Source organism: Actinoplanes auranticolor, from assembly GCF_018332655.1.
Classification (GTDB): domain Bacteria; phylum Actinomycetota; class Actinomycetes; order Mycobacteriales; family Micromonosporaceae; genus Actinoplanes; species Actinoplanes auranticolor.
In genome coordinates this window covers 47,577-69,924 of the sequence record NZ_BOQL01000021.1, presented here as the reverse complement: position 1 = coordinate 69,924, position 22,348 = coordinate 47,577, and the positions used below count along the sequence as shown (strand labels likewise).

Annotated in this window: 20 protein-coding genes; 13 read left to right on the top strand and 7 right to left on the bottom strand. The window is 74.4% G+C overall.

Annotated features, from left to right (window positions below; genetic code table 11):
- Positions 1-190: 190 nt before the first annotated feature.
- Positions 191-1,342 carry a DUF808 domain-containing protein gene (locus Aau02nite_RS11895; protein WP_246595071.1) on the top strand — a complete coding sequence of 384 codons (1,152 nt, stop codon included), beginning with the start codon at positions 191-193 and terminating at the stop codon, positions 1,340-1,342.
- A 47-nt stretch (positions 1,343-1,389) separates the two neighbouring features.
- On the opposite strand, the gene Aau02nite_RS11890 is transcribed toward Aau02nite_RS11895, so the two are convergent.
- On the bottom strand, positions 1,390-1,860 hold the full coding sequence (locus tag Aau02nite_RS11890; protein ID WP_212988430.1) for a YybH family protein: 471 nt from the start codon (positions 1,858-1,860) through the stop codon (positions 1,390-1,392).
- 107 nt (positions 1,861-1,967) lie between these two features.
- Between Aau02nite_RS11890 and Aau02nite_RS11885 the strand changes: the two genes are divergently transcribed.
- The 4 genes from Aau02nite_RS11885 (at position 1,968) to Aau02nite_RS11870 (ending at position 5,294) form a co-directional block, all read left to right on the top strand.
- Positions 1,968-2,618: a TetR/AcrR family transcriptional regulator gene (locus tag Aau02nite_RS11885; protein ID WP_212988429.1), complete on the top strand. Its 651-nt coding sequence runs from the start codon at positions 1,968-1,970 to the stop codon at positions 2,616-2,618.
- A 92-nt stretch (positions 2,619-2,710) separates the two neighbouring features.
- The gene (locus tag Aau02nite_RS11880; protein WP_212988428.1) at positions 2,711-3,025 is read left to right on the top strand and encodes a hypothetical protein; all 315 of its coding nucleotides are present in this window, start codon (positions 2,711-2,713) and stop codon (positions 3,023-3,025) included.
- A 143-nt stretch (positions 3,026-3,168) separates the two neighbouring features.
- The gene (locus tag Aau02nite_RS11875) at positions 3,169-3,939 is read left to right on the top strand and encodes a hypothetical protein (RefSeq protein WP_212988427.1); all 771 of its coding nucleotides are present in this window, start codon (positions 3,169-3,171) and stop codon (positions 3,937-3,939) included.
- A 365-nt stretch (positions 3,940-4,304) separates the two neighbouring features.
- Positions 4,305-5,294, top strand: a complete 990-nt coding sequence (locus Aau02nite_RS11870) for a glycoside hydrolase family 11 protein (protein ID WP_246595107.1) — start codon at positions 4,305-4,307, stop codon at positions 5,292-5,294.
- A gap of 65 nt (positions 5,295-5,359) precedes the next feature.
- Here the strand turns inward: Aau02nite_RS11870 and Aau02nite_RS11865 are convergent, their stop codons facing one another.
- Complete coding sequence (locus Aau02nite_RS11865; protein WP_212988425.1) at positions 5,360-6,094, bottom strand: SDR family oxidoreductase; 735 nt, start codon at positions 6,092-6,094, stop codon at positions 5,360-5,362.
- Between the two features lie 92 nt (positions 6,095-6,186).
- Here Aau02nite_RS11865 and Aau02nite_RS11860 point away from each other — a divergent pair, with 92 nt between their 5' ends.
- Positions 6,187-7,035, top strand: coding sequence for a LysR family transcriptional regulator (locus Aau02nite_RS11860; protein ID WP_438841124.1), 849 nt, complete (start codon positions 6,187-6,189; stop codon positions 7,033-7,035).
- An 8-nt stretch (positions 7,036-7,043) separates the two neighbouring features.
- On the opposite strand, the gene Aau02nite_RS11855 is transcribed toward Aau02nite_RS11860, so the two are convergent.
- Positions 7,044-7,883, bottom strand: coding sequence for a CE1 family esterase (locus Aau02nite_RS11855; protein ID WP_246595070.1), 840 nt, complete (start codon positions 7,881-7,883; stop codon positions 7,044-7,046).
- Between the two features lie 125 nt (positions 7,884-8,008).
- Between Aau02nite_RS11855 and Aau02nite_RS11850 the strand changes: the two genes are divergently transcribed.
- Positions 8,009-8,977 carry an ArsR/SmtB family transcription factor gene (locus tag Aau02nite_RS11850; protein WP_212988424.1) on the top strand — a complete coding sequence of 323 codons (969 nt, stop codon included), beginning with the start codon at positions 8,009-8,011 and terminating at the stop codon, positions 8,975-8,977.
- 2 nt (positions 8,978-8,979) lie between these two features.
- Here the strand turns inward: Aau02nite_RS11850 and Aau02nite_RS11845 are convergent, their stop codons facing one another.
- Positions 8,980-9,861, bottom strand: a complete 882-nt coding sequence (locus Aau02nite_RS11845; protein ID WP_212988423.1) for an SDR family oxidoreductase — start codon at positions 9,859-9,861, stop codon at positions 8,980-8,982.
- 84 nt (positions 9,862-9,945) lie between these two features.
- Here Aau02nite_RS11845 and Aau02nite_RS11840 point away from each other — a divergent pair, with 84 nt between their 5' ends.
- Entirely contained in the window at positions 9,946-10,524 is a 579-nt protein-coding gene (locus Aau02nite_RS11840) for a TetR/AcrR family transcriptional regulator (RefSeq protein WP_212988422.1), read from the top strand.
- A 194-nt stretch (positions 10,525-10,718) separates the two neighbouring features.
- Positions 10,719-11,684 (top strand): hypothetical protein, encoded by a 966-nt coding sequence (locus Aau02nite_RS11835; protein ID WP_212988421.1) that lies wholly within the window; start codon positions 10,719-10,721, stop codon positions 11,682-11,684.
- Between the two features lie 155 nt (positions 11,685-11,839).
- On the opposite strand, the gene Aau02nite_RS11830 is transcribed toward Aau02nite_RS11835, so the two are convergent.
- From Aau02nite_RS11830 to Aau02nite_RS11820, 3 genes are read right to left on the bottom strand one after another with little or no spacing between them, the layout of a single operon-like run.
- Positions 11,840-13,309: a P-loop NTPase family protein gene (locus Aau02nite_RS11830; protein ID WP_212988420.1), complete on the bottom strand. Its 1,470-nt coding sequence runs from the start codon at positions 13,307-13,309 to the stop codon at positions 11,840-11,842.
- Positions 13,306-15,246 carry a dynamin family protein gene (locus Aau02nite_RS11825; protein ID WP_212988419.1) on the bottom strand — a complete coding sequence of 647 codons (1,941 nt, stop codon included), beginning with the start codon at positions 15,244-15,246 and terminating at the stop codon, positions 13,306-13,308. The genes Aau02nite_RS11830 and Aau02nite_RS11825 overlap by 4 nt, the downstream gene beginning before the upstream one ends.
- A 59-nt stretch (positions 15,247-15,305) precedes the next feature.
- On the bottom strand, positions 15,306-16,193 hold the full coding sequence (locus Aau02nite_RS11820) for an IniB N-terminal domain-containing protein (RefSeq protein WP_212988418.1): 888 nt from the start codon (positions 16,191-16,193) through the stop codon (positions 15,306-15,308).
- A gap of 290 nt (positions 16,194-16,483) precedes the next feature.
- Here Aau02nite_RS11820 and Aau02nite_RS11815 point away from each other — a divergent pair, with 290 nt between their 5' ends.
- Genes Aau02nite_RS11815 through Aau02nite_RS11800 form a run of 4 tightly spaced genes read left to right on the top strand, consistent with a single transcriptional unit; the run spans position 16,484 to position 22,267 of the window.
- The gene (locus Aau02nite_RS11815) at positions 16,484-17,686 is read left to right on the top strand and encodes a hypothetical protein (RefSeq protein ID WP_212988417.1); all 1,203 of its coding nucleotides are present in this window, start codon (positions 16,484-16,486) and stop codon (positions 17,684-17,686) included.
- Positions 17,683-20,190, top strand: coding sequence for a helix-turn-helix domain-containing protein (locus Aau02nite_RS11810; protein WP_212988416.1), 2,508 nt, complete (start codon positions 17,683-17,685; stop codon positions 20,188-20,190). Before Aau02nite_RS11815 ends, Aau02nite_RS11810 begins: the two co-directional genes overlap by 4 nt.
- On the top strand, positions 20,187-21,902 hold the full coding sequence (locus Aau02nite_RS11805) for a sensor histidine kinase (RefSeq protein ID WP_212988415.1): 1,716 nt from the start codon (positions 20,187-20,189) through the stop codon (positions 21,900-21,902). The genes Aau02nite_RS11810 and Aau02nite_RS11805 overlap by 4 nt, the downstream gene beginning before the upstream one ends.
- Positions 21,899-22,267: a DUF742 domain-containing protein gene (locus Aau02nite_RS11800; protein WP_212988414.1), complete on the top strand. Its 369-nt coding sequence runs from the start codon at positions 21,899-21,901 to the stop codon at positions 22,265-22,267. The genes Aau02nite_RS11805 and Aau02nite_RS11800 overlap by 4 nt, the downstream gene beginning before the upstream one ends.
- Positions 22,268-22,348 lie beyond the last annotated feature (81 nt).

The window sequence follows — 22,348 nt, the reverse complement described above, 5'->3', positions numbered from 1 at the left end:
AACCTTGCCCCCGATCGGGCTGTCGCTCCCGGGCGGCCCGGCGGGGCGGTCAGAGCTGTCGCAGACCCGCAGATGACAGCGCTTACCAGCACGAACAGAACGAGTTGCCGGACGGCGGCATGCCGCGCGCGGGGACGTGGGCGAGAATGAACCCGACACGCTCGCAGCTCAGCTTCGGAAGGAACTTCTCTTGGCCGGTGGACTCGTAGCCCTGCTGGACGACGTGGCGGTGCTGGCCCGCGCGGCCGCCGCGTCGATCGATGACGTCGGGGTGGCCGCCGCGAAGGCCGGCGCCAAGGCAGCGGGCGTCGTCATCGACGATGCCGCGGTGACGCCGCAGTACGTCCGGAGCCTGGCGGCCGAACGCGAGCTGCCGATCATCAAACGGATCGCCCTGGGGTCACTGCGCAACAAGTTCCTCATCATTTTGCCGGCCGTGCTGCTGCTCAGCCAGTTCGTGCCGTGGCTGCTCACCCCGATCCTCATGCTCGGCGGCGCCTACCTGTGTTACGAGGGCGCGGAGAAGGTGTGGGCCAGGATCGCCCACCACGACGCCCACGGCGCCGGCGAGCAGGGGACACCGGACGAGAAGACGCTGGTGTCCGGGGCGGTGCGCACCGACCTGATCCTGTCGGCGGAGATCATGGTCATCACCCTGAACGAGGTGATCGACGAGCCGTTCTGGTCGCGCCTGGCCATCCTGGCCGTCGTCGCGATCGTGATGACCGTCGCGGTGTACGGCGCGGTGGCCCTGATCGTCAAGATGGACGACGCCGGGCTGCGCCTGTCGCAGAGTTCCGGAGCCGTCGCCGCGTTCGGCCGCGGCCTGGTGAAGGCCATGCCCCTGGTCCTCACCGGCCTGACGGTGCTCGGCACCGCCGCGATGCTGTGGGTCGGCGGGCACATCCTGCTGGTGGGCACGGACGAGCTCGGCCTGCACGTGCTCTACGACGCCGTGCACCACGTGGAGGAAGCGGCCCACGACGCCACGGGCGCGCTCGGCGGGCTCGTCGGCTGGCTGGTCAACACGGTGGCCAGCGCCATCCTCGGGCTGATCGTCGGCGCGCTGATCGTGGCGGTCATGACCGTTACGGTGCACCGCCGCAAGGCCGCACACGGGACCGGGCACGAGGCCGACGAGACCCCGGCCGGACCCCATCACGAGGCCAAGGACGAGACCCCGGCGGGGACCCGTCTCAAGGCCGAGGACGAGACCGCGGCCGGGACCCGTCTCAAGGCCGAAGACGAGACCCCGGCCGGGACCCGTCTCGCGGCCAAGGACAAGACCACGACCGGGACGAAGGACGGGACCACGGCCGAGCCGGGCACCGACTCGCACTGACGGCCTCGTCCCCCTGCGACCGCCGAGCTCTCGGGCTCGGCGGTCGCTCACTGTCGCGCGCCGTCACCCGCCTCCCACCGGGGCAGGCGGAACGTCGCATAGGTGAACTTGCCGCTGATGCGCCCGTCCGCGGCGAAATGGAACACGTCCAGGCCGTGCCACTGCACCCGTCCGCCGTAGCGGGCGCGGGCGAACCAGCGCAGCATCGGCATGGCCCGGCGCCCGTGCGCGCCGGTGAGGTCCAGCCGGCACACCCACCGGATCGTGGCGCGGCGGTGCGGCTCGTCGATCACGCGGTCGTACACGTCGAAGGTCATGGCGCCGAAACGGCCCGCGAACTGCGGTGCGAACTCGGCCCGGATGGCTGCCAGGCCACGGCGCTCGGGTTTCTTGCCGGGCAGGTACGTGGCGTCGTCGGCGAAGAACGACATCACCTTGTCCAGGTCGGGTTCGGGCTCGTTGAAGGCGGCCACGAAGGCGTCCACGGTCTGGGCGAGGCCGGTACCGGCGGGGGTCATCCATCACTCCGATCAGGGGGTTGATCGATCCGGCCGAGACGCTAACAGAACGCCGTACCGTTAACAAGAGAACGTCGTTCCGCTACGGCGTCGGCTAGATTCCTGGCATGCAGGCGCCATTCCAGCGGGCCCGGCGCCCGGACCAGAAGGACCAGCGGCGCGAGGCGATCCTCGGCGCCGCCGCCGAGCTCGCGCAGCGCTCCGGGGTCGCCTGGGTCAGCCTCGGTGACATCGGTACGGCGGTGGGGCTGGCCAAGTCCAACGTGCTGCGCTACTTCGGCACCCGGGAAGAGATCTACCTGCGGCTCACCATGCAGGAAGGTGCGGACTGGGCGGCCGCCGTGGGTGCCGCGCTGCAGGGCGCGGTGGGCACCGCCGCGACGGCTTCGGCCCTCGCCGACGCGTACGCCGACCGGCCGCTGTACTGCGACCTGACCACGCACGCGGAGACGATGCTGGAACACAACGTTTCCATGGCGGTGCTGCGCGAGTACAAGCTGTGGGCGATCGACACCTACATGCGGCTCGGCCGGGGCATCGCCACGGCGTGCCCGCCGATGCCCCCGACGGACGGTGCCGCCCTGGTCATGGCGGCCAGCGCCTTCGTGGCCAAGCTGTTCCCCCTGACCCGGCCCCCGCAGGCGCTGCGCGAGCTCTACGAGCGCGAGCCCGAGATCGCTCGCGTCTTCCCGCCGTTCCGGCCCACGCTCACCCGCATGATCGCCGCCACCGCCGAGGGGCTGACCCGGCCCGCCTGACCAGGCCGGGAGCGGACGCGGAGGTCCACGAACGGCTGATGCGGCCGCGCGTGTCGCCTCCCCCGCGCAGGCCGGGACCGTACCTTGAGATCATGGCGACGGAGGCGACCCGCGGTACGCGGCCCTCGTTGCCCGCTCTGCTGGCAATTCTGCTGGCCTTGATCGCCGGGCTCTCGGCACCGCCGCTCACCGTCGACCAGGCTGGTCCCGGCACCATCGCGTCCGCCGGGGCGACCTGGCACAGCGACGCCGCGGCCGAGCATGTCGCCGCGGCGGCCGAGCCGCTGCCCGCACCGGTGGAAGTCGTCCACCGTGATCCTCTCGCCGCCTGCCGTACGCGCGTTCTGCGCACGCAGCTGGTGGTCGCGGTCCGCGCCGCCCGTGCGCCGCCCGCCGTGTCTGTCTGACGATCCGCCCGGGCGGGCAGCGGTCCGCCCCCGGTAGTCCTGCTTCCCGCCCTCTAGCCGGGCGTTCCCGTCTGCCCCGGCCGTGGGCCGCAGTGCGCTGCCGACCCATCGACTCCCGCACCTATCGAGGGACTTCTCTGACCATGAACGTGGTAGCGGAAATGCTGTTGACCGAGCCGGCCCCGCTGGCGATCTGGGTGACGTTGCTGCTGGCGGCCACCCTGTCGGTGCTGGCGCTGGCCGGTGTCGACGGCGTACGGGATCCCCATCTGGTGGTGCTGGACGCCGTGCCGTATCTGCGCCGCCGGCGCGAGCAGCGGGCCCGGCGCCGGCGGGATGCCGAGCACGCCGTGCGCTACGCCGACGAGCTGGTCGTGGCGGCCGGACGCGCCGCCCGGGTGGCGTCCCAGTGGCGCGAGCACTGCCGGCAGAGCGAGGAGCACACGGCCACCGCGTGGCAGGAGTGGCAGGACGCCGAGCAGCGGCTGGCGGTCCTGCGGGCCGCGTCCGCCTTCGCGATGCCGGCCGCCCGCACCCCGGCCGAGTACGCCGACCGCGAGCGCTTCCTGCACCGGGCGCTCGGCGCCGCCGTCGACCGCGGTGACCTGCCGGCCGGCGCCGCGGCTGAGGCGCTCGCCGGGCACGGTGGCTGGAATCCGTGGCTGCACCCGGTCGAGCAGGAACGCGCCGTGCAGCAGGCCGTGGCCGCGCATCGGCGGGCCCTCCACCAGCGGGCGGTCATGGCCGAGAAGGCGGCCCGGCACGATGCCCGCCTCGCCGTCGCCACCCGGGACAGCCTGCGGCAGGAGACCGCCGTCGCCGTCGTGCGGGCCGGCGCCGTACGTCATCTGGCGCCGGCCCTCCGGCACCGTCCGGCGTCCCGGTCCCGGCGGGCCGTGCTCGCTCCCGCCTAGCGCCATCCGGAAGAACCCCGGATCTTTCGCCAGCTCATGTCCGGATCGATGATCCTTTGACCGGCGCGCCGAGGTGACGGCCTCAGCGCCGGCTCGGTGAGCTGGGGAGTACTGGCCAGCAGAACGCTTCACCTGCGGTAAGTCCGTCGGCGCGAACAAGTTTCCGGAATGTTTCGGAAAAGTTTTGACAAGTGGTCGACCGGCCGCCTACCGTCGCCATCGACGGAGCTCAATAACCGTCGAACGACCCGCGACCACTCCCCCCGGTCGTGCAGGACGACCGGTCCCACCATCGCGTGCCGTCACGAGGAGGAAGCACCTACATGAACGACATCCCCACCCCACCGAGGAGACGGCGCATGCGCATGCTCCTCGGCGTCGCGTGCGCCGCAGTGCTGGCCACCGGCGGCACGGTGATCGCCGCCCCCAGCGCATTCGCCGAGGCCGACCGCACCGTCAGCTCGAACACCGTCGGCACCCACAACGGCTACTACTTCTCGTTCTGGAAGGACAGCGGCGACGCCAGCATGACGCTGCGCGAGAACGGCCGTTACTCCAGCCGATGGGGCAACAGCACCAACAACTGGGTCGGCGGCAAGGGCTGGGCCACCGGCAGCCGCCGGACGGTCACCTACTCGGGCAGCTACAACCCGGGTAACAACAACACCTACCTCGCCCTGTACGGATGGACGCGCAGCCCGCTCATCGAGTACTACATCGTCGAGAACTTCGGCAGCTACAACCCGAGCAGCGGCGCCACCCGGCTGGGCACGGTCACGACCGACGGCGGCACCTACGACATCCTGCGCAGCCAGCGGGTCAACAAGCCGTCGATCGAGGGCAACAACTCGACGTTCTACCAGTTCTGGAGCGTCCGCCAGCAGAAGCGCAGCAGTGGCACCATCACCGTCGGCAACCACTTCGACGCCTGGGCCCGCGCCGGCCTGAACCTCGGCCGGCACGACTACCAGATCATGGCGACCGAGGGCTACCAGAGCAGCGGCAGCTCCGACATCACCGTCAGCGAGGGCGGCGGCTCCAACCCCGGCAACCCGGGTAACCCGACCACCCCGCCGCCCAACAACCCGGGCGGCAACTGCACCGCGACGATCTCGGCCGGCGAGCAGTTCGGTGACCGCTTCAACCTCAACGTCGCGGTCAGCAACGCCAGCAACTGGACCGTCACGCTCAACATGAACAACGGGCAGAGCATTCAGAACAGCTGGAACGCCGCGGTCACCGGCACCAGCGGAAGCGTCACCGCCAGACCGAACGGCAACGGCAACAACTTCGGTGTGACGGTGATGGCGAACGGCAACTGGACCTGGCCGACGATCAGCTGCCGCACAAGCTGATGCCGACCATCTCCTGACACCGCACCTCGTGGCGCGGCGGCCTCCGGGCCGCCGCGCCACTCGCGTCACCAGGGCACGACACCGTCGTCGTTGAAGAAGGAGCCGGTCGGGCCGCCGTCGGGCAGGGTGGCGAGCCGGACCGGCGTCGCCGCCGCCTCCCCGGCCGGCCGGCCGGAGAAGCCCGTGAAGTCGGTCGCGACCAGGCCCGGGCAGGCGGCGTTGATGAGGATGCCCGTGCCGGCGAACTGCCGGGCGTAGTGCACGGTGACGGCATTGAGGTACGTCTTGGTGGGCGAGTAGGCGGCCATGACCGGGCCGACGTCGACGGCCGGATCCGACTGCCACGTCAGCGATCCGACGCTGCTGGAGACGTTGACGATGCGCGGCGAGGGCGAGCGCCGCAGCAGCGCCAGCAGCGCGTTGGTCACCCGGATCACGCCGTACACGTTGGTCTCCACGACCTCGCGGACGACCTCCAGGTCGAGGGTCGTCGGATCCTGCACCCACCCCGGTCCGGTCTCCCCCGAGATGCCGGCGTTGTTGACGAGAACGTCCAGCCGCCCTTCCTGGCGCGCGATCAGTTCCGCCGCCTCGGTCACACTGCGGTCACTGGTGACGTCCAGCGCGACCGCGAAAGCGTCCACGCCGGCGGCTTGGAGCTTCTGCACCGCCGCCTCGCCCCGGGCCCGGTCGCGGGCACCCACCGCCACGCGGTAGCCCCGCTCGCCCAGCCCGGCGGCGATCTCGTACCCGAGTCCCTTGTTCGCGCCGGTCACCAGCGCGGTCTGCTTGTCGCTCATGACGCCGATGTTCGCTCGGCGCTCCGGCCCGCCCTTACACCATTGCGGTTCGCTGTCATACCCCACCGGTATCACCGCAGTATCGTTGCGCGGTGGACACGCTGGAGACCCGCGAGCTGAAGTACTTCGTCACGGTCGCCGAGGAGCTGCACTTCAGCCGGGCGGCCGAGCGCCTCGGCATCGCCCAGCCGCCGCTGTCGCGGGCCATCCAGCAGCTCGAACGCCGCCTCGGGGTGCGACTGCTGGACCGCGACCGCCGCGGCGTCACGCTCACCGGCGCGGGTCAGGTGCTGCTCGACGAGGCCCGCGCCATCCTCGACAGCGCCGAGGCGGCAGCCCGCCGTACCCGTCGCGCCGCGGCCTCCACCAACCGCCTGACGCTCGCGACCAAGGCCGGAGCGAACCACGAGTTGCTGCGCAAGCTGCTCGACGCGCACGCCGCCGAACCGGACGCCGCCGAGATCGACGTGGTGCTGTGCGGCATGGGCGACCAGGCGCGGATGCTGCGCGACGGGCGCGCCGACGTGGCGTTCATGCAGCGGCCCTTCGACGCCCTCGCCGGGTTCGACACCGAGGACGTGCTGACCGAGCAGCAGGTCGCCGTCGTGCCCGCCGCGCATCCGCTGGCCGCGCGCACCTCGCTGCTCATGGCCGACCTCGAGGACGTGCCGGATCTGCCGGTCGCCCGGTGGCCCCGCCAGGACGGCACGTACGAGGCCGGCCCGGGCCCCGAGATCCACGACCTGTCGCAGCTGGCCCAGCTGATCGCCCTCGGGCACACCATGGCGGTCATCTGTGCCTCCGCCCGCTCGTGGCTGTGGGGCGCGCACGCCGCCATCCCGCTGACCGACTCCTCGCCGGTCACCACCGTGCTGGCCTGGCCCGCGCACAGCCGCTCCCGGGCGGTCGCCGCGCTCGTCCGCACGGCGGCGCAGCTGTAGGGGCGTCGTCAGGCGCCGAGGCGGGGATGGGCGGCGAAGAAGTCCCAGAGGATGTCCGTCGCCACGATCGGCGCTCCGGGCAGGGCCAGCTGCCCCTGTTTCGCTCCGGGCCAGGAATGTCCCATGTCCGTGACGACGTACACCTCGACGTCGCTGCCGTCGGCGCAGCGGGCGCTGGACCGGGTCACGGTTTTCGCACCACCCGGCGGGGCCTCGACGGGCCGGCAGCGCAGGCGCTCGCGCCAGGTCTTCAAGCCGGCCTGGAAGACGTCGTAGTACTGGTCCCGGGCGCCGATGATGGTCACCACCGAGACCGGCTCGTCCGGAGCGAAGCCGGCCGCCTGCACCCGGGGGCCACCGAACCCGCCGCTCACCGCCCCGATCGCGGCGAACACCCCGGTCGCCTCGACCGCGGCCCGGAAGCTCATGTCGGCGCCGTTGGAGATGCCGGTGGCGTACACCCGGGCGGGGTCGGCCCGCCAGTCGGTGATCAGCCGCGCGGTCAGCGCCCGGAGGAAGGCGACGTCGTCCTCGGCGCCGCAGCAGACCAGCGCGTTGAAGCCGCCGGCGACCCCGTCCGGGTACGCGACCAGGAACCCGTGCTCGTCGGCCTTGGCGTCCATCCCGATCATGTCCCGCAGCGCCGCGCCGGAGCCCGGATAGAAGTGCAGCGCGACGACCAGCGGCACCGGCTTGTCCGCGCGGTAACCGGGCGGCACGTGCAGCAGGTAGGAGCGTTGTCTGCCACCGACGTCGAGCGTCAGCGTGTGGTCGCCCGCCACGAACCGCTGGGCCGGCGCCGGCTCACCGCCACATCCGGCCAGCAGCAGTCCGCACACCAGACCCATGATCAAACCCGTACGCCGCACCGCTGCCCCCGTCTCTGCCCGACCGCCACGCCAGCAGAGTCGGCCACGGCTGCCGGCCGGTCAACGGTTTCGGCCGTCGCCGAAAGGCGTGGCAAGCTGTCCGGATGGTGCGCCTGTGGCTCGGACCCGCAGACCTCACGCAGATCCGGTTCGCCGACCGGCTGCATCCGGCCGGCACGGTGCTGCTCGCCAGCCAGGCCCTGCGCCAGCAGTCCGTGGCCGCTTCCCTGCCGGCCCTCGCGTCCCGGGTCGCGACAGCCACGCCGGCGCTGCGCCCGCTGCACCATCTGCTGCCGCCGCAGGGCTTCGTGCCGGACTTCATGACGCCGTGGGAGGGTCTGGCCTCGATCGAGGAAGGGCTGGACGCGATCCGCTCGACGCCGGCGCGCCGGGTCCGCTCGGAGGTGTCGGCGGCGTACGCCCGCATCACGGTCAGTGCCGCCCGCCGCCGGTTCGCCGCCGCCGACCCCGTGGTACTGGACACGCTGGTCGCGGCCATGCGGTCGTACTTCGACCAGGTGCTGGCGCCGGACTGGCCGGCGCTGCACCGCGCCCATCGCCGGCTCGTCGGCGAGGTGGCGAGCCGCTACGCGCTGTCGGGGGCCGACGGCGTGCTCGCGAGCCTGCACCCCGGGATCCGCTGGCGGGCGCCGGTGCTGGAGGTCGACGCCTGGCAGGACGGTGAGGTACGCCTCGACGGGCACGGGCTGCTGCTGGTGCCGTCGCCGTTCGCCGGTCCCCGGCCCCGTGTCCTGGTCGCACCGCGACGGCCCGCCCTGGTCGTGTATCCGGTCGAGCCGCCGGCCGAGCTGGACAGCCCGCCGGCCGGCGCGGCCGCACTGGCCGGGCTGTTCGGCCGGACCCGCAGCGCGGTGCTGATCCAGGCCGCCCGGCCCGGCCGGCACACCACCTCGACGATCGCGCGACAGGCCGGCATCAGTGTGTCGTCGTCCTCGGAGCACCTGTCCGCGCTGCGGGCCGCCGGGCTGATCTCCAGTCGCCGGGAGGGCGGTGCGATCGTGCACCGGGCCACCACTCTGGGCCGCGATCTGGTGAGCCTGCCCGGGCAATAGCGTCAGGGCTGCAGGTTCTCCAGGTCCTCCAGCAGGCTCGGGTGGACCGGCTTCCAGGCCAGAGCTTCCCGGGTGTGGGCGCTGGATGCGGGCTGGTCGGTGGCGAAGATCGCGCCGAGCGGGCCGTACGTCTCCGGCGGCACCGCCTGGACCGGCAGTCCCAGCCGCCGGCCGATGACCGTGGCGATGTCCCGCACCGCGTCACCCTCGTCGGCCACGGCGTGCCAGGCGTTCCCGGCCGGCGACTGCTCCAGGGCCAGCCGGAAGAGGACCGCCGCGTCGAGCGCGTGCACAGCCGGCCAGCGCTGCGTGCCGTCACCCGGGTAACCGGACACCCCGGTCTGGCGCGCGATGTCGGTCAGCATGCCGGCGAATCCGCCCTTGCCCTGGTGGTGCACTGTGCGCGGCAACCGGATGGCCGCGCTCCGGACCCCGCGGGCGGCGAGGTCCAGGACTGCCAGGACACCCCGGCTGCGCCCGCCGACCAGTCCTTCGGTCGAGAGTGGATCGGCCTCGGTGGAGGCCCGGCCCGGGACGTACGGGGTGCCCGAGACGGTGACGAACGGGCGCTCGCTGCCGACGAGTGCCTCACCCAGGGCCGCGACGGCGGCGTTCTCCTCGGCGACCGCCCGCGTGACGGCCTCGGCAGTGCTGAAGTCGTGGCTGAACGCCAGGTGGATCACCCCGTCGGCCCGCGCGGCGCCGGCGCGCAGGACGTCGAGATCGGCGAGCCCTCCCTGCAGCGGCTCGGCGCCGGCCGCCTCGGCAGCCGCCGCGGAGGCGTCCGAACGGGCGAGCGCCAGCACGGTGTGGTCGTGGGTGAGCAACTCGGTGACGACGGCCGACCCGATCAGGCCGGTGCCACCGGTGACGAAGACGCGCATGGAACTCTCCCTCAGTGATGGGACTCTTGTCCCATGACCCTACCAGAGTGATGGGACACAAGTCCCGTCGCCTAGGATGGGTCCATGGCCCGATGGGAACCAGGCGCGCGCGAACGACTCGTCATGGCGGCCGTCGACCTTTTCACCGAGCAGGGCTACGACGCCACGACGGTGACCCAGATCGCCGAGCGCGCCGGGGTCACCAAGAGCACCTTCTTCCGGCACTTCCCGGACAAGCGCGAGCTCCTGGTCGCCGGCCAGGAGACGCTGAGCCGGCTCCTGGCCGAGGGCATCGCCGAAGCGCCGCCCGGCGCGAGCCCGCTGGAGGCGATCGCCGCCGGCCTCGAACGCGCCTCGAACGCGCTGGGCCCCGCCAACCGCGAGCTCGGCCCTCGCCTGAAGGCAGCCGTCGCCGCCAGCACCGAGCTGCAGGAGCGCGACGCCCTCAAGAGCGTCAGCCTGGCGGCCGCCATGACGACTGCCCTCATCGCCCGCGGAGTGCCCGACCCGACCGCGGCCCTTGCGGGCGAGCTGGGTATGCTGGCCTTCAAGCGGGGATACGCCGAGTGGTCCGAGGGCGACCCGGACACCGGCGACGACCTTGCGCCGTACACGTTGGCGGCTTTGAAGGACCTGCGGGCCGCCAGTGCGGCGCTGAGCTGATGAGCGACCGGCTCTTCTCGTCCTTCGGCACCGCAGCGCCCGCTTGAGCCGAGCGCTGCCCGGACTATGCGCAGGCCGCACCGGGGTCGGGATACTGATCCGGGCCCGTCCGGCTCCGGAAGCAGCGTCCGCCGACGCTGAAAAGCAAGCGTGTGCCGGCGGTGGGACGAGCGTCGGCCGCGCATACTGACCCGGTGACCGACATCGTCACCTTCGGTCCGGGCGAGCCGCCGCGGCGACCGTCCCGGCGACTGATGGTGGCCGCCTTCGTCGTGCTGTCGGCCGTGGCGGCCGGGACGGTGGCGTTCGCCCTCGACCACCGTGGCGCGCCGGTCCCGTCCGCGACATCCAGCCCGGTGCCACGGGCCGCCGCCCCGTCCTGCCCGTCACCGAGCCCCACGGTGACCGCCGTGCCGGTGGCAATGATCATCGACTGCGCCGCCGGCGGCGGCCTGGACCGCCGCGACCCGACGGCCGGCCGCGGGCCGTGGACCGTGGTCGTCCGCCGCCGCGACGGCTCGCTGGGCCGGCTCGGCGCCGTGGTGACCTTCCCGGTCGCCGCACCGCCCGCGGGCGCGCGCACCGTGCAGGTCGGCGGGACCGAAGGTAAGGCCGGGCCGGGCACGGTGACCTGGCCGGTGGGCGGTGCGTACGCCCGGGTCCGGGGCGACCTGCCCGAGCCCGCGCTGATCGCGATCGCGGCACGCACGAGCGTCGCCGGTGGCCGGCCGGTGGTGCCGGAACCGCCGGCGGGTCACGCGGTGGCCGGCAGCGGGCCGTACCGGCCACCCACCATCCACGAGATCCGCTACGGCAGCGCCGAGCTGGGCGAACAGGCCGCGCTCGGCGGCGGCATCACCTACACCGGGGTGGCCCGCGGTGGTGGGTTCGAGGACCAGTTGTACGCGGTCACGGGCACCGCCGCCGGGCAGGTCGGCGGCCGGCCGGCCGTGGTGTCGCCGGTCATGGGCGGCAACGGCTCCCTCGCCTGGGAGCCGGCGCCGGGGGTGGTGGCCTACATCGGCTACAGCGGAGCGTCCCTCGACGACAACGCCGTCGCCGCGCTCCTGCGGCTCGCCCAGCGATCCCGTCCACTGGACGACGGAAGGTGGCGGGCAACGCGTCCCCGGGCGGTGGAACAGAGCAACGAACCCGGCTGAACCGATGCTCCGCCCGCAGCGCCGCCCGGACCGAGACGGTGATGCTGCGGGCGGTCCGGGTCGCGGTCACGTCCGGCGATGCGGTACTGGCCGGGCAGCACCATCGGGGGCCGGGCCACGACCGAGGTCTGCGGCCGACGCCGCCCGTGCCGGGGTCAGGCGTACCCGCCCGGGCCGACCGGTGCCGCCATGCTGTCCAGGCCGGCCAGGATCATGTCGCAGCTGCGCAGCACCACCTCGGCGGCCCGGCGCTGGGCCGGCGGCAGGCCCGGCCCCTGCGCCTGCTCGCGCCACCGCTCGGCGGCGGCGTGGGCCTGCGTCCAGGTGTCCTCCGCGGTCGCCTCCGGGGACATGCCCAGCCGCTCCCCCAGGCTGGTGCCCGAGCCGCCGAGCAGGCGCCGGGCGTCGACCGCGTGCTCGCGGGGCAGGTTGACCCGGCCCGAGCGCAGCGCCGCCAGCAGGCGCAGCTCGCGGAACTCGTGGGCGTCGGCCAGCAGCAGCTCCAGCTCGGCCAGCAGGTGGACGGCCGGCGGCACCTGCTGGGTGCGCAGCAGGTGGTCCAGGGTGGTCAGCGCCGAGCGGGCCCGCAGCGCGGCCCGGCGGGCGGTGAAGAGCTCAGCGATCGAGGCCTGCAGCTCCTTGAGGCCACTGTGCTCCTGCAGGCGCTCGCCGAGCGCGGCCGCGTTGTCGCAGCCGGTGCGGGCCAGGGTGATCGCCAGCCGGATGCCGCCGAGGCCGAAGCGCTGCAGGAGCTGGGCCCGCTGCTGGGCGGCGACCGGGCGCAGCGCATCGGCGGCGGTGAACCGGTCGGTGGAGAGCAGGTGCGGTTCGGCCGCGGCACGCGGCAGGGCGGCCATCGTGGCGATCGCCCGGAACTCGTCGTCGCGCAGGGTGCGGGCGGCCGCCGCGATCAGCGGCGAGACCGCGAGGACGTCCTGGCACAGCGCGCCGATCCGCGGCTCGCGGCGGCGGCGCCGCGCGGCCTGCTTGGCGGTGAGCAGAGCGTCGGTGCGGCCGCCGCCGGTGGCGTCGGCCCGGGACAGCACGATCATGGTCTGCACGGGGAAGACCGAGGGGCCGCGGATGCCCCGCGACGCCTGCAGCGCCTGCAGGTCGGTCTCGCCCAGGTGCGGCGTGACGTAGAGGACCGCGTCGGCGGTCCGCAGCGCCTGCGGCAGCGGCAGGTGGGTGTCGATCAGCTCGGTGCGGCGCAGGACCCGGCTCGGCCACTCGATGACGGCGCGGGACGCGCCGTCCGGGCGGCGGGCGTGCCGGGCGTCCGGGGCCATCCGCAGGCCGTGCGCGGTGCGGACCATCGGGATCTCGTACGGCGTCCCGCGCTCGTCCTGCCACCAGGCCCGCGGCTGGGTGCCGTCGCGGTAGGTGACGCTGGCCGGCCGTTCACCGGGCAGCTCCACCGGCGCCAGATCCTCCCCGATCAGCGCGCTGACCAGAGTGGAGACGCCGGACCGGGCCGGACCCGTGACGGCCAGCCGCAGCGGGTCGGCCAGCCGGTCGAGGGTGGAGCGCAGCAGCGCGGCGGCCGGCGGGTTGCCCCGGTAGATGTGCGCCGCCTCGTTCAGCAGGCGGTAGGTGCGCTGCTCCAGCTCCTCCTCGTCGATCACCCGCGGCCGCCCAGCGCGCGGGCCTGGGAGTGCAGCTGGACCAGCACGGCCAGCTCCTGCTGGAGCCGCCGGGCGTGCTGCTCGCGGGCAGCGACGTCCTGATCGGCCGCGGCCTTGGCGTTGCGCAGCGACTCCATCACGATCTCCTGCAGGTCCTCGGTCACCGCGGTGAAGTGGTCACGCAGCGCGCGCTGGGCCCGGCGTACGGTGTCGCGCGCCTCCTTGTTCAGCCCCACGAAGATGTCGTCGACGTGGCGCTGCACGGCGGTCCGGGCCTCCGCCTGCCGCTTCTTGAGCAGCGACTTGCTCTCGTCGCGGATGGTCTTGCCGCCGAACAGCGCGCCGCCGCCGATCGAGATCGGATTGATCAGCGACATCCCGGCCAGGCTGGTGGCCAGGCCGAACATGATCACCCCGCCGTAGGAGCCGCGAAGGCCGATGAACAGCTTCTGCCCGGGGGTGAACTTGGCGACCGGCGGCGCGTCCAGCCCGGGCACCCCGTCCGCCCGCTCGTCGGCCGTGACGAGCGCGGACGGCGGGAGCACCTCGCCGACCTCGGGCGGGAACTGGTCGGCGACCCGGCGGGCCATCCACTCGATGCGTTCGGCCAGCCAGCTCAGGCTGGTCCCGGTCAGGTCGGTGAGGGCCTGGCGCAGCCAGGGCTCGAACTCGTCCCACGCCTTGGCCGGGTCGGCGGTGGTGAAGTACTCGTCCGACTCGGCCAGCACCGCCCGGATCCGCTCCCGCAGGTCGTGCTCGATGTCCGACATCAGGTCGCCGACCTCGTCGGAGAGGGTGTTCTGCCAGCGGACCGCGCATTTGCGCAGGTCGTCGAGGCGGCGCTGGGTGGTGTGCAGCCGGGCCACCGCGTCCGGCAGCCCGGCGTTCTGCTGGGCCGTCAGCTCGTCGCGCAGCGGGCCGGCCAGTTCCTCGAGCGCGATCCGGCCGAGCCGGCTGACCGTGTCCCGGGCCAGCCGGTCGGGCTTGGCCGCCACCATCTGCTGCAGGTGGACGATGAGGTCGGTGAAGCCCGACTCGTTGTTGAGCGCGGTGTCGCCGGCCCGCAGCGCGTGCAGCCGCAGGGTGGCGGACACGGCGGTGGTGGCCGCCGGCACACCGGCCCGGGCCAGCCGGGTGCGGCTGTCGGCGAGGTTGCGCCGCCAGTCGATCGCGTAGTCGGTCTTGGTGAAGACCACGAGCAGGCCGGGGAAGAAGCGCGCCAGCTCCTGCAGCACGGCCAGTTCGGCGTCGGTGAGCTCGCGGCCCGCCTCGCAGGTGTAGAGCACCAGGTCGGCCCCGGCGTAGGTGGCCAGATCACTGGCCCGGCCGAGCGCCCGCTCGGCCGACGCGGGCAGGCCGGGCAGCGCCGGGGTGTCGATCAGCACCAGCCCGCCGGCCAGCAGCGTGCGGGGCACCGCGATGTCGGCGTGCACCGGGGTGCCGGCCGGGAACCGGGCCGCCGCCTCGGTGATCGCGGCGTCGAGGGCCTCCAGGCCGAGCGGGACGCGGTCCTGCAGGCCGACCTCGGCCGTCCACTCGGCGCTCGGCGACCCGCGGCGGATCAGCTGCGCGGCCGGCGACTCGGCGTGATGCACCACGGCCGGCACCACGGTGCCGCCCGGCGCGTCCACCGCGCACACCCCGGCGTTGATCAGTGCGTTGATAAGCTGGCTCTTGCCCTGGTGGGCGGCGCCGACGACCAGCACCCGCAGCTCGGGACGCAGCAGCTGGGCCCGCCGGCGCGACAGCCACTCGGCGACCTCGGACCGGCCGTGCGTGCCGCACGTACGGATCGTGGAGTCGAGGACGTCGAGCCACCACAGGGCGCCGGCCGCCCGCAGCGGATCGGGCTCGGCCTGCCGGGCCGGGACCGGGGACTGCGGGACGAGGGAGGCCGGACCCGCATAGGCCGTGGGTCCGGTCTCCCAGCTCGTCATCCGTTCCCGCCCAGTCTCTCGTCGTCGTGTCGCCCGACCCCGGACCGGCGCCGCGTGCCTTACGGGTGCAGCCCGCCCAGCAGGCCGTGCGACGGCTCACTGTCCTCCGCCGGGTTGGTCACGCTGTGCAGCACGCCGCTGGTGACGTCGTGCCCGGCGCTGCCGACGCTGCTCAGGGTGCTGTCGAGGCCCTGAACCGGGTCGTGCGGCAGGACCCGGTCCAGGTCCGGCTTGATCAGGGACCCGACCGAAGAGGTTGCCCCGCCGACCCCGGCGACGTCAAGGTCCGGCGCGTGATCGAGCGAGATCGAGGCCGGCAGATTCGTGACCGTGCCCAGGCCACCGTCCAGAATGCCGACCGGGCCCGCGTCGGTGCCGGGAACCACGTGGTCCACGCCACTGACCACGTTGGTCACGCTGTGCTCGACCGGGGCCACCACAGTGTTGTCCAGGTGCAGGCCCGGGTCGTTGCCCGCGGACAGCCCGCCGACGTCCACCGGCACGGCCGCGGTCACGCCGCCACCGATCCCGGCCAGGCCGAGCGAGTTGCCCGACAGCACCGAGCCGCCGACCACGTCGTCACCGGCCACCGTGAGCACCGTGGCGTTGACGCCGGCCAGCGTGTTGGCGACGTTCAGATCGCCCGCGACCTGGCCCGGCATGACGGCCACCTGCGAGGTGATCGCCTGCAGCTGGGACACCGCGCCGGCGACGTCCAGGTTGGCCACCCCGGTGGTGAGGTCGTCGGCGCCGGTCACGCCGAACAGGCCGGTGACCGGGGCGGAGTCGACCACCAGCGGGATCACCTGCTGCACGTCGGCCGCGGTGACGTCGCCCAGGCCGGCGGCGTGCAGGGCGGTCTCCGGGTCGAGCTCGAAGGCCGAGCGGGCGGCCGGGTCGTAGATCAGGTTGAGGACGAAGTCCTGCAACGTCGGGGACGAGTCCATGAGGCTCCTTCGAGAACCGGGCTTGTGCGGCACCGGGGTCCGGCACCGCAGCAAACCGTACGGAGGGTGACCGGCGCGGGCATCGGGGTTGGTGCCCCCGGTCCCGCCGCGCCGATCGGTGATCCCGCCCGGCCCGGCGTTAGGGGGTTAGGGGATTCGCCGGCTTGATTTTTTGGGGGACGATCCACGAGCCGTCTTCTGGTACGAACATGTGGACCTATCCGGCCGAATGACGCCCACCGCGCTGTCACATCCGCAGTAATGGCCGTCGGTGATGGAGGAGTAACGACGTGCCCTACGTCCTGGGGATCGACATCGGCGCCGGCGCCACCAAGGCCGCCGTCTGCCGGCGCACCGACGGCGCCGGCGGAGGCTGGGGCCCGGCACAGCCGGTGACGCTGGGCCTGCGCTCGCGCACGGTCAGCTCAGGACTGGTGATGACCCCGGAGGGCGACGTCGTACCGGCCGACCACGGCCGCTCGCCGGCCGCCACCTCGGTCGGCGGCTACCTGCACCGCGTCGGCGACAGCCTGCCGATGCTGTTCGGCGACGACTACTTCCCGGCTCACGGCCTGGTCGCGGCGATGGCCCGCTGGGTGGTCGACCGGGTCTGGCAGCAGCTCGACGAGCCACCCGAGCGGATCGCCCTGGCGTACCCGTCGGTCTGGGGCCACGGAAGGCTGCACCTCGTGCACTCGGCGCTGGGCGAGGCCGACCTGGCGCAGACCGCGCTGGTCACCCGGGCCCGCGCGGTGGTCGAGACCCACCAGGCCGCGGGCCGGGTGCCGGCGGCCGGCGGCATGCTGCTGGCCTACCGGATCGGCGGCTCCAGCTGCGAGATCTCGGTCGTCGTGGTGCACGGGCCGGGCCGGCTCGAACTGCTCGGCTGCGCCGAACTGGCCGAGGTCAGCGGCTTCGATCTGCGCGACGCGACGCCGGCCGACGCCCGCGCGGTCATCCAGTCCACCGTGGACCTGGCTCTGCACACCGTGAGCAGCTGTGGCGCCACCCGAGGTGACCTTGGCGCGGTGCTGATCGCCGGCGGCTCCGACGACGTATATCCGCATGTGTCCGACCTGTTGTCCGCGGCGTTCCCGGTGCCGGTGCTGCGTGATCCCGATCCGCCGATGACGGTGGCCGCCGGAGCCGCGCTCGCGGTCCGGCCGCTGGTGCGCCGGCCCGCCCCGCCGGCCGCCCCCTCCACCGCGATCACGTCCCGCTCGCCGGGCGGCCAGCCACGCGGGGGTCAGCCGCCGCAGGGTCAGCTGCCGAACGGTCAACTGCCGGGCGGTCAGCTGCCGGGCGAGCACGTGCCGGGCGGTCCCATGCCGGACGGTCACATGCCGGGCGGTCATGGGCCGGACGGTCAGCTGTCCGGCGTCGTGGGCCGGCCGACCGCGTCGTGGCCCGAGATCACCCGGGACGACCGCGCGCCGGACCGGCCACCGCGGCCGCCGGTCGACGTCGCCGCGGTGCGGGTGGGCGAGCGATGAGCACACCGACATTGGCCGGGGCCGTGGCCGGTTCGCCCGCCGCCGACCTGCTCGCCGAGGTCGCCGCCGACCCCTTCGCCCCGCTGCAGGCGACGGTCGGCGCGCCGGGCGGTTTCGGCAAGACGGCGCTGCTGCGGGAGCTGGCCGGGGTCTGGCAGCGGGCCGGGGTCACGGTGGTCACCCCGTGGCGGCCCGCCGGCACCACCGGCGAGCAGGTGCTGCTGGCCGACGACGCGCACCGGCTGCCCGCGGCGCGGCTGGACGAGCTGCGGGCGTACGCGGAACGGCCGGAGGCCCGCATCGTGGTCGCGTACCGACCGTGGCCGCGCCCGGCCGGCCTGCCGGCCCTGATCGACGTGCTGCGCCGGGCGCGGCGCCCGGTGCAGCTGAGCGCGCTCACCGCCGGGGAGATCCACGCCCGGCTGGCCGCCGTCGTCCCGGACCCCTCCCCCGACCTGGTCGCCTTCGTGGCCGAGCGGACCGGTGGGGTGCCGCGCCACGTCGCCCGGGTGGCCGGGGCGCTCACCGCCGCCGACGCCGCCGCCCGCCGGGTGCCGGTCGCCGCGCTGAGCGCCTTCGCGACCGACCTCGACGAGCTCGACCCCGACCTGCGCACCCTGCTGCTGGCCGTGGAGGCCGGCGCCGGGCTCTCCTTCGACCTCGTCGCGGCGCTGCTCGAGCGGGACGCCGAGACGGTCGCCGGCCTGGTCGACGCCGGCCGGGCGAGCGGGCTGCTGGCCGCCGACGGCACGCTCGTGCCGCTGGCCCGGCAGGCGATCGCCGCGCTCGGCCCGATCGGGCACCGGATCGACGTGCGCCGGCGTCTGGCCGGCCTGCAGCTCGAACGGGGCGGCGCGGTGCTGCCGCTGGTGCGGCCCCTGCTGCGCGACGCCGGCGACACCGCGGGCGGCCTGGTGCCGGGCGCCGCGGGCACCGGGCTGGGCGAGGTCTACGAGGCCGCCGGCGAGGAAGCGCTGGGCGACGATCCGGAACTGGCCGCCCGGTTGTTCGCCGCGGCGGCCGGCGCGGGCCGCACCACCGCTGCCCGCCGGGCGCTGGCCACCGCGCTGGCCGGGGACCTCGACGAGGCGTCCCGGCTGGCCGATCAGGCCCTGGCGACCGGCACCGCGCAGCAGCGGGCCGAGGCGGCGTACGTCGCCGCCGCCGTGCTCACCCACCGCGGGCAGACCGCCCAGGCCGCGGCCCTCTACCAGTGGTCGCCCTCCACGGTCACCGCCGGCTTCGGCGCGGTCGCGCTGATCGGCGTCGGCCGGCCGGCCGACGCCGAGGCGCTGGACGCCTCGGGCACCGGGGAGCCGCCGACCTCGCTGAGCGCGGCCGCGGCGCTGATGGCCCGTGGCATGGCCGAGTCGGTCCGGGGCACCCCCACCGCGGCGCTGTCCACGCTGGTGCAGGCGGCCACCATGATGGAGCCGGCCGGACCGGCCGTGCTGCTGCCGGACAGCCCCGCCGCGCTCGGCGCGACCATCGCCCTGCACAGCGCCGAGCTCGACACCGCCGACGCCCTGCTGGCCCGTGCCGTGCAGGCGGCCACCGGCGGCACCCTGCTGGCCGACCGGCACCGGCTGCTGCAGGCCTGGACGCTGCTGCTGCGCGGCCGGATCGGCGACGCCCGGGCGGCGGTCCTGCCCGGCCGGCGCGGGCGGGACCGGTTGTTCGCCACCGCGCTGCAGGTCGGGCTGAGCCGGCGCGGCAGCGACCTGGTCGGCCTGCGCAGCGCCTGGCCGGACGCCTGCCACGCGCTGATCGGCCAGCCGGTCGACCTGTTCACGCTGCTGCCGCTGGGCGAGCTCGCCGTGGCCGCGGCCCGGCTCGGCGAACAGCACCGGGTCGCCGGGCACCTGGCCGAGGCGGACCTGCTGCTGGCCGCGCTGGGCGATCCGCCGCTGTGGAGTGCACCGCTGCACTGGAGCCGGTTGCACGCCGCGGTTCTCGTCGAGGACCACGACGCGGCGGCACGGCACGCGCGGGCGCTGGCCGGCCTGCGCGCCTTCAGCCCGTACACGGAAGCGGTCGCCGAGGCCGCCGCGCAGTGGGTCGAGGTCCTGGCCGACACGGCCGACCCGGACGCCGTGGTGGCCGCGGCCCGCCGGCTGAGCGGGCTCGGCCTGGCCGGCGACGGTGCCCGGCTGGTGGGCCAGGCGGCGATCCGCACCGCCGACCGCAAGGCGATGACCCTGCTGCTCGACTGCGCCCGCGCCCTGCAGGAGCGGATCGCCGGGCCGCACGAGTCCACCCCGGCCGCGGGCACCCGCTCGCGCGCCACCGAGGGCGGCCCGCAACTGCTCAGCGAACGCGAGCGCGAGGTCGCCGCCCTGGTCCTGGACGGACTCACCTACAAGCAGGTGGCCGAGCGGCTCTACCTCTCGGCCAAGACCGTGGAACACCACATGGCCCGCATCCGGCAGCGCCTCGGCGTCACCGACCGGCAGGCCCTGCTGACCCGGCTACGCGCCCTGATCGGTACGGGGGAACAACGATGAGCACGCGTACGAAGGTCATCACCGGCCTGGCCCTGCTGGTCACGCTCTGGGCGGCGGCCGCCGTGCCCGCGCTCACCGAGGCGGTGCAGGTGATGTCGGCGCGGCTCACCGCGAGCCACCTGAGCCGGCCGCTCGGCTCGCTGGTCCTGGCGCTCGAGGCCGAACGCCGGCTGTCGGCGGGCGACGCGCCGGCCGGACCGGAGCTGGCCGCCCAGCGGGCCCGTACCGACCGGACCCGGCAGGAGCTGCGGACCACCCGGGACAGCTGGATCTCGTGGCTGGCCGACTCGGACGCCACCCGGCAGACCGACGAGCTGCTGCGGCGCACCGAGGGGCTGGCCGGCGTACGGGCCGCGGTGGACGGTGCGCAGGTGCAGCGGGACCGGGTGGTCGGCTCGTACACCGCGCTGATCGACCCGGCCGGGGTACGGACACCGACGGTCTTCCCCGACCAGCTGGCCGGGTCGGCGGCCGGGTTGTCGGCGCTGAGCCGCTCCCGTGAGCTGCTCGCCGAGCAGGACGCGCACCTGGCCGCGGCGGCCGGGCGGCGCGGCGGGCTCACCGAGGCGGACCGGGCCCGGTTGTCGACGCTGGCCGGGGCGCGGCACACCCTGTTCGCGGCGGCCGGCAGCGATCTGCCCGCCGCCGCCATGACCGGGTACCGGCGGCTCGCCGGCGACACCCGGCTGGCCGAGGCCGAGAGCCGGTTGCTGGCCGGCACCGGCGGCGAGCCGGACTGGTCCGCGGCGTACAACCAGGTCAACACGGGGCTCTGGGAGCTGCAGGCGAGCGGGACCCGGGCGGCGGCGGACGCGGCCACCGGGCACGCGGTCGTGACCGTGGTGCGGGCCGGGGTGGTGGGCGGGGTCGGGCTGATCGCGGTCATCGCCGTACTCCTGGTCGCGCGCCGGGCAGGCAACCGGGCGACCGCTCCCGGCGGCGCGGGCGGTCCGGGCGCCGACCGGGCGGCCGGCGCCCCGCCGCCCCGGCTCGCGCCGCTGCTGCGCGATCTCGAACGGCGCAACCAGGGACTGCTGCACCGGCAGTTGCGGCTGCTCGACGCGCTGGCCCGGCGGGAGTCGGACGACGAGACGCTGGGTGATCTGTTCCGGGCCGACCACCTGGCCAACCGGATGCGGCGCAACCTGGAGAAGTCGATCACCCTGGCCGGTGGCACCCCGGCCCGCCGCTGGCGCAACCCGGTGCCGATCGCCGAGGTGGTCCGCGGGGCCGCGTCCGAGATCGCCGAGTACGGCCGGGTGTCCACCTCCCAGGTCGAGCCGGTCCTGCTGGCCGGGACTGCGGTGACCGACCTGATGCACCTGCTGGCCGAGCTGATCGAGAACGGGACGACGTTCGCACCGGCCGAGACCCGGGTCCGGGTGACCGGCTCGGGACAGGACACCGGATACCGCGTCACCGTGACCGACGTCGGGCCGGGGATGGACGAGGACGACCTGGTCACCGCGGCCCAGGTGATGGACGATCCCGACCCGCCGGCCGGCGGCACCTGGTGGGGCCTGTACGCGGTGGGCCGGTTCGCCGCCCGCCACGACATCACCGTGGTGCTGCGCAACGGCGACGACGGTGGCCTGGCCGCCGAGGTGATCGTCCCGGCCGCACTGATCAGCCCGGCCCCGGACGACCCGGCGGAGCAGCCGGCCGGCACCGACCCGACGCTGGACGAGCTGGAGCCGGTGATGCAGCCGTGACGATCTCCGACGAGGCATGGTACGACGAGGACGCCGGCCCGCTGGTCCGCCTGTACGCCCGGGTCGGCGGCCGGACCACGGTGCCGCACGATCTCGAGCTCGGCACGATCATCCACTGCGCACCCGGCGTCACCGCCCCGGACGGGCTGTCGGCCGACCAGCAGGCGGCGCTGCGGCTGTCCCGGCGGCCGATGGCGCTGCCCGAGCTGGCGGTGCACCTGGGCCTGCCGATCGGGCCGACCCGGCTGCTGCTGGGTGAGCTGCGCGAGGCGGGCCTGATCCTCACCGGCCGGCCGGCCGAGGTCCGGCGCGGCTCGTCCCCCGCCGTGCTGCAGCGGCTCCTCAGCGGGCTGCGCGCGCTGTGAGGACCGCCCTGCTGGACACTGTCGACTTCCGAAGCACCTTCGACGTCCGATGCACCGTCGGCTTCCGCTCACCGAGGGCTT

Bases quoted from the DNA above. Each gene is read 5' to 3' on its own strand.
- Aau02nite_RS11890 (WP_212988430.1), bottom strand. From the start codon at position 1,860: ATGACCCCCGCCGGTACCGGCCTCGCCCAGACCGTGGACGCCTTCGTG.
- Aau02nite_RS11855 (WP_246595070.1), bottom strand. From the start codon at position 7,883: ATGGGTCTGGTGTGCGGACTGCTGCTGGCCGGATGTGGCGGTGAGCCG.
- Aau02nite_RS11820 (WP_212988418.1), bottom strand. From the start codon at position 16,193: ATGGACTCGTCCCCGACGTTGCAGGACTTCGTCCTCAACCTGATCTAC.
- Aau02nite_RS11865 (WP_212988425.1), bottom strand. From the start codon at position 6,094: ATGAGCGACAAGCAGACCGCGCTGGTGACCGGCGCGAACAAGGGACTC.
- Aau02nite_RS11870 (WP_246595107.1), top strand. From the start codon at position 4,305: ATGCTCCTCGGCGTCGCGTGCGCCGCAGTGCTGGCCACCGGCGGCACG.
- Aau02nite_RS11825 (WP_212988419.1), bottom strand. From the start codon at position 15,246: ATGACGAGCTGGGAGACCGGACCCACGGCCTATGCGGGTCCGGCCTCC.
- Aau02nite_RS11880 (WP_212988428.1), top strand. From the start codon at position 2,711: ATGGCGACGGAGGCGACCCGCGGTACGCGGCCCTCGTTGCCCGCTCTG.
- Aau02nite_RS11840 (WP_212988422.1), top strand. From the start codon at position 9,946: ATGGCCCGATGGGAACCAGGCGCGCGCGAACGACTCGTCATGGCGGCC.
- Aau02nite_RS11850 (WP_212988424.1), top strand. From the start codon at position 8,009: ATGGTGCGCCTGTGGCTCGGACCCGCAGACCTCACGCAGATCCGGTTC.
- Aau02nite_RS11810 (WP_212988416.1), top strand. From the start codon at position 17,683: ATGAGCACACCGACATTGGCCGGGGCCGTGGCCGGTTCGCCCGCCGCC.
- Aau02nite_RS11875 (WP_212988427.1), top strand. From the start codon at position 3,169: ATGAACGTGGTAGCGGAAATGCTGTTGACCGAGCCGGCCCCGCTGGCG.
- Aau02nite_RS11805 (WP_212988415.1), top strand. From the start codon at position 20,187: ATGAGCACGCGTACGAAGGTCATCACCGGCCTGGCCCTGCTGGTCACG.
- Aau02nite_RS11885 (WP_212988429.1), top strand. From the start codon at position 1,968: ATGCAGGCGCCATTCCAGCGGGCCCGGCGCCCGGACCAGAAGGACCAG.
- Aau02nite_RS11845 (WP_212988423.1), bottom strand. From the start codon at position 9,861: ATGCGCGTCTTCGTCACCGGTGGCACCGGCCTGATCGGGTCGGCCGTC.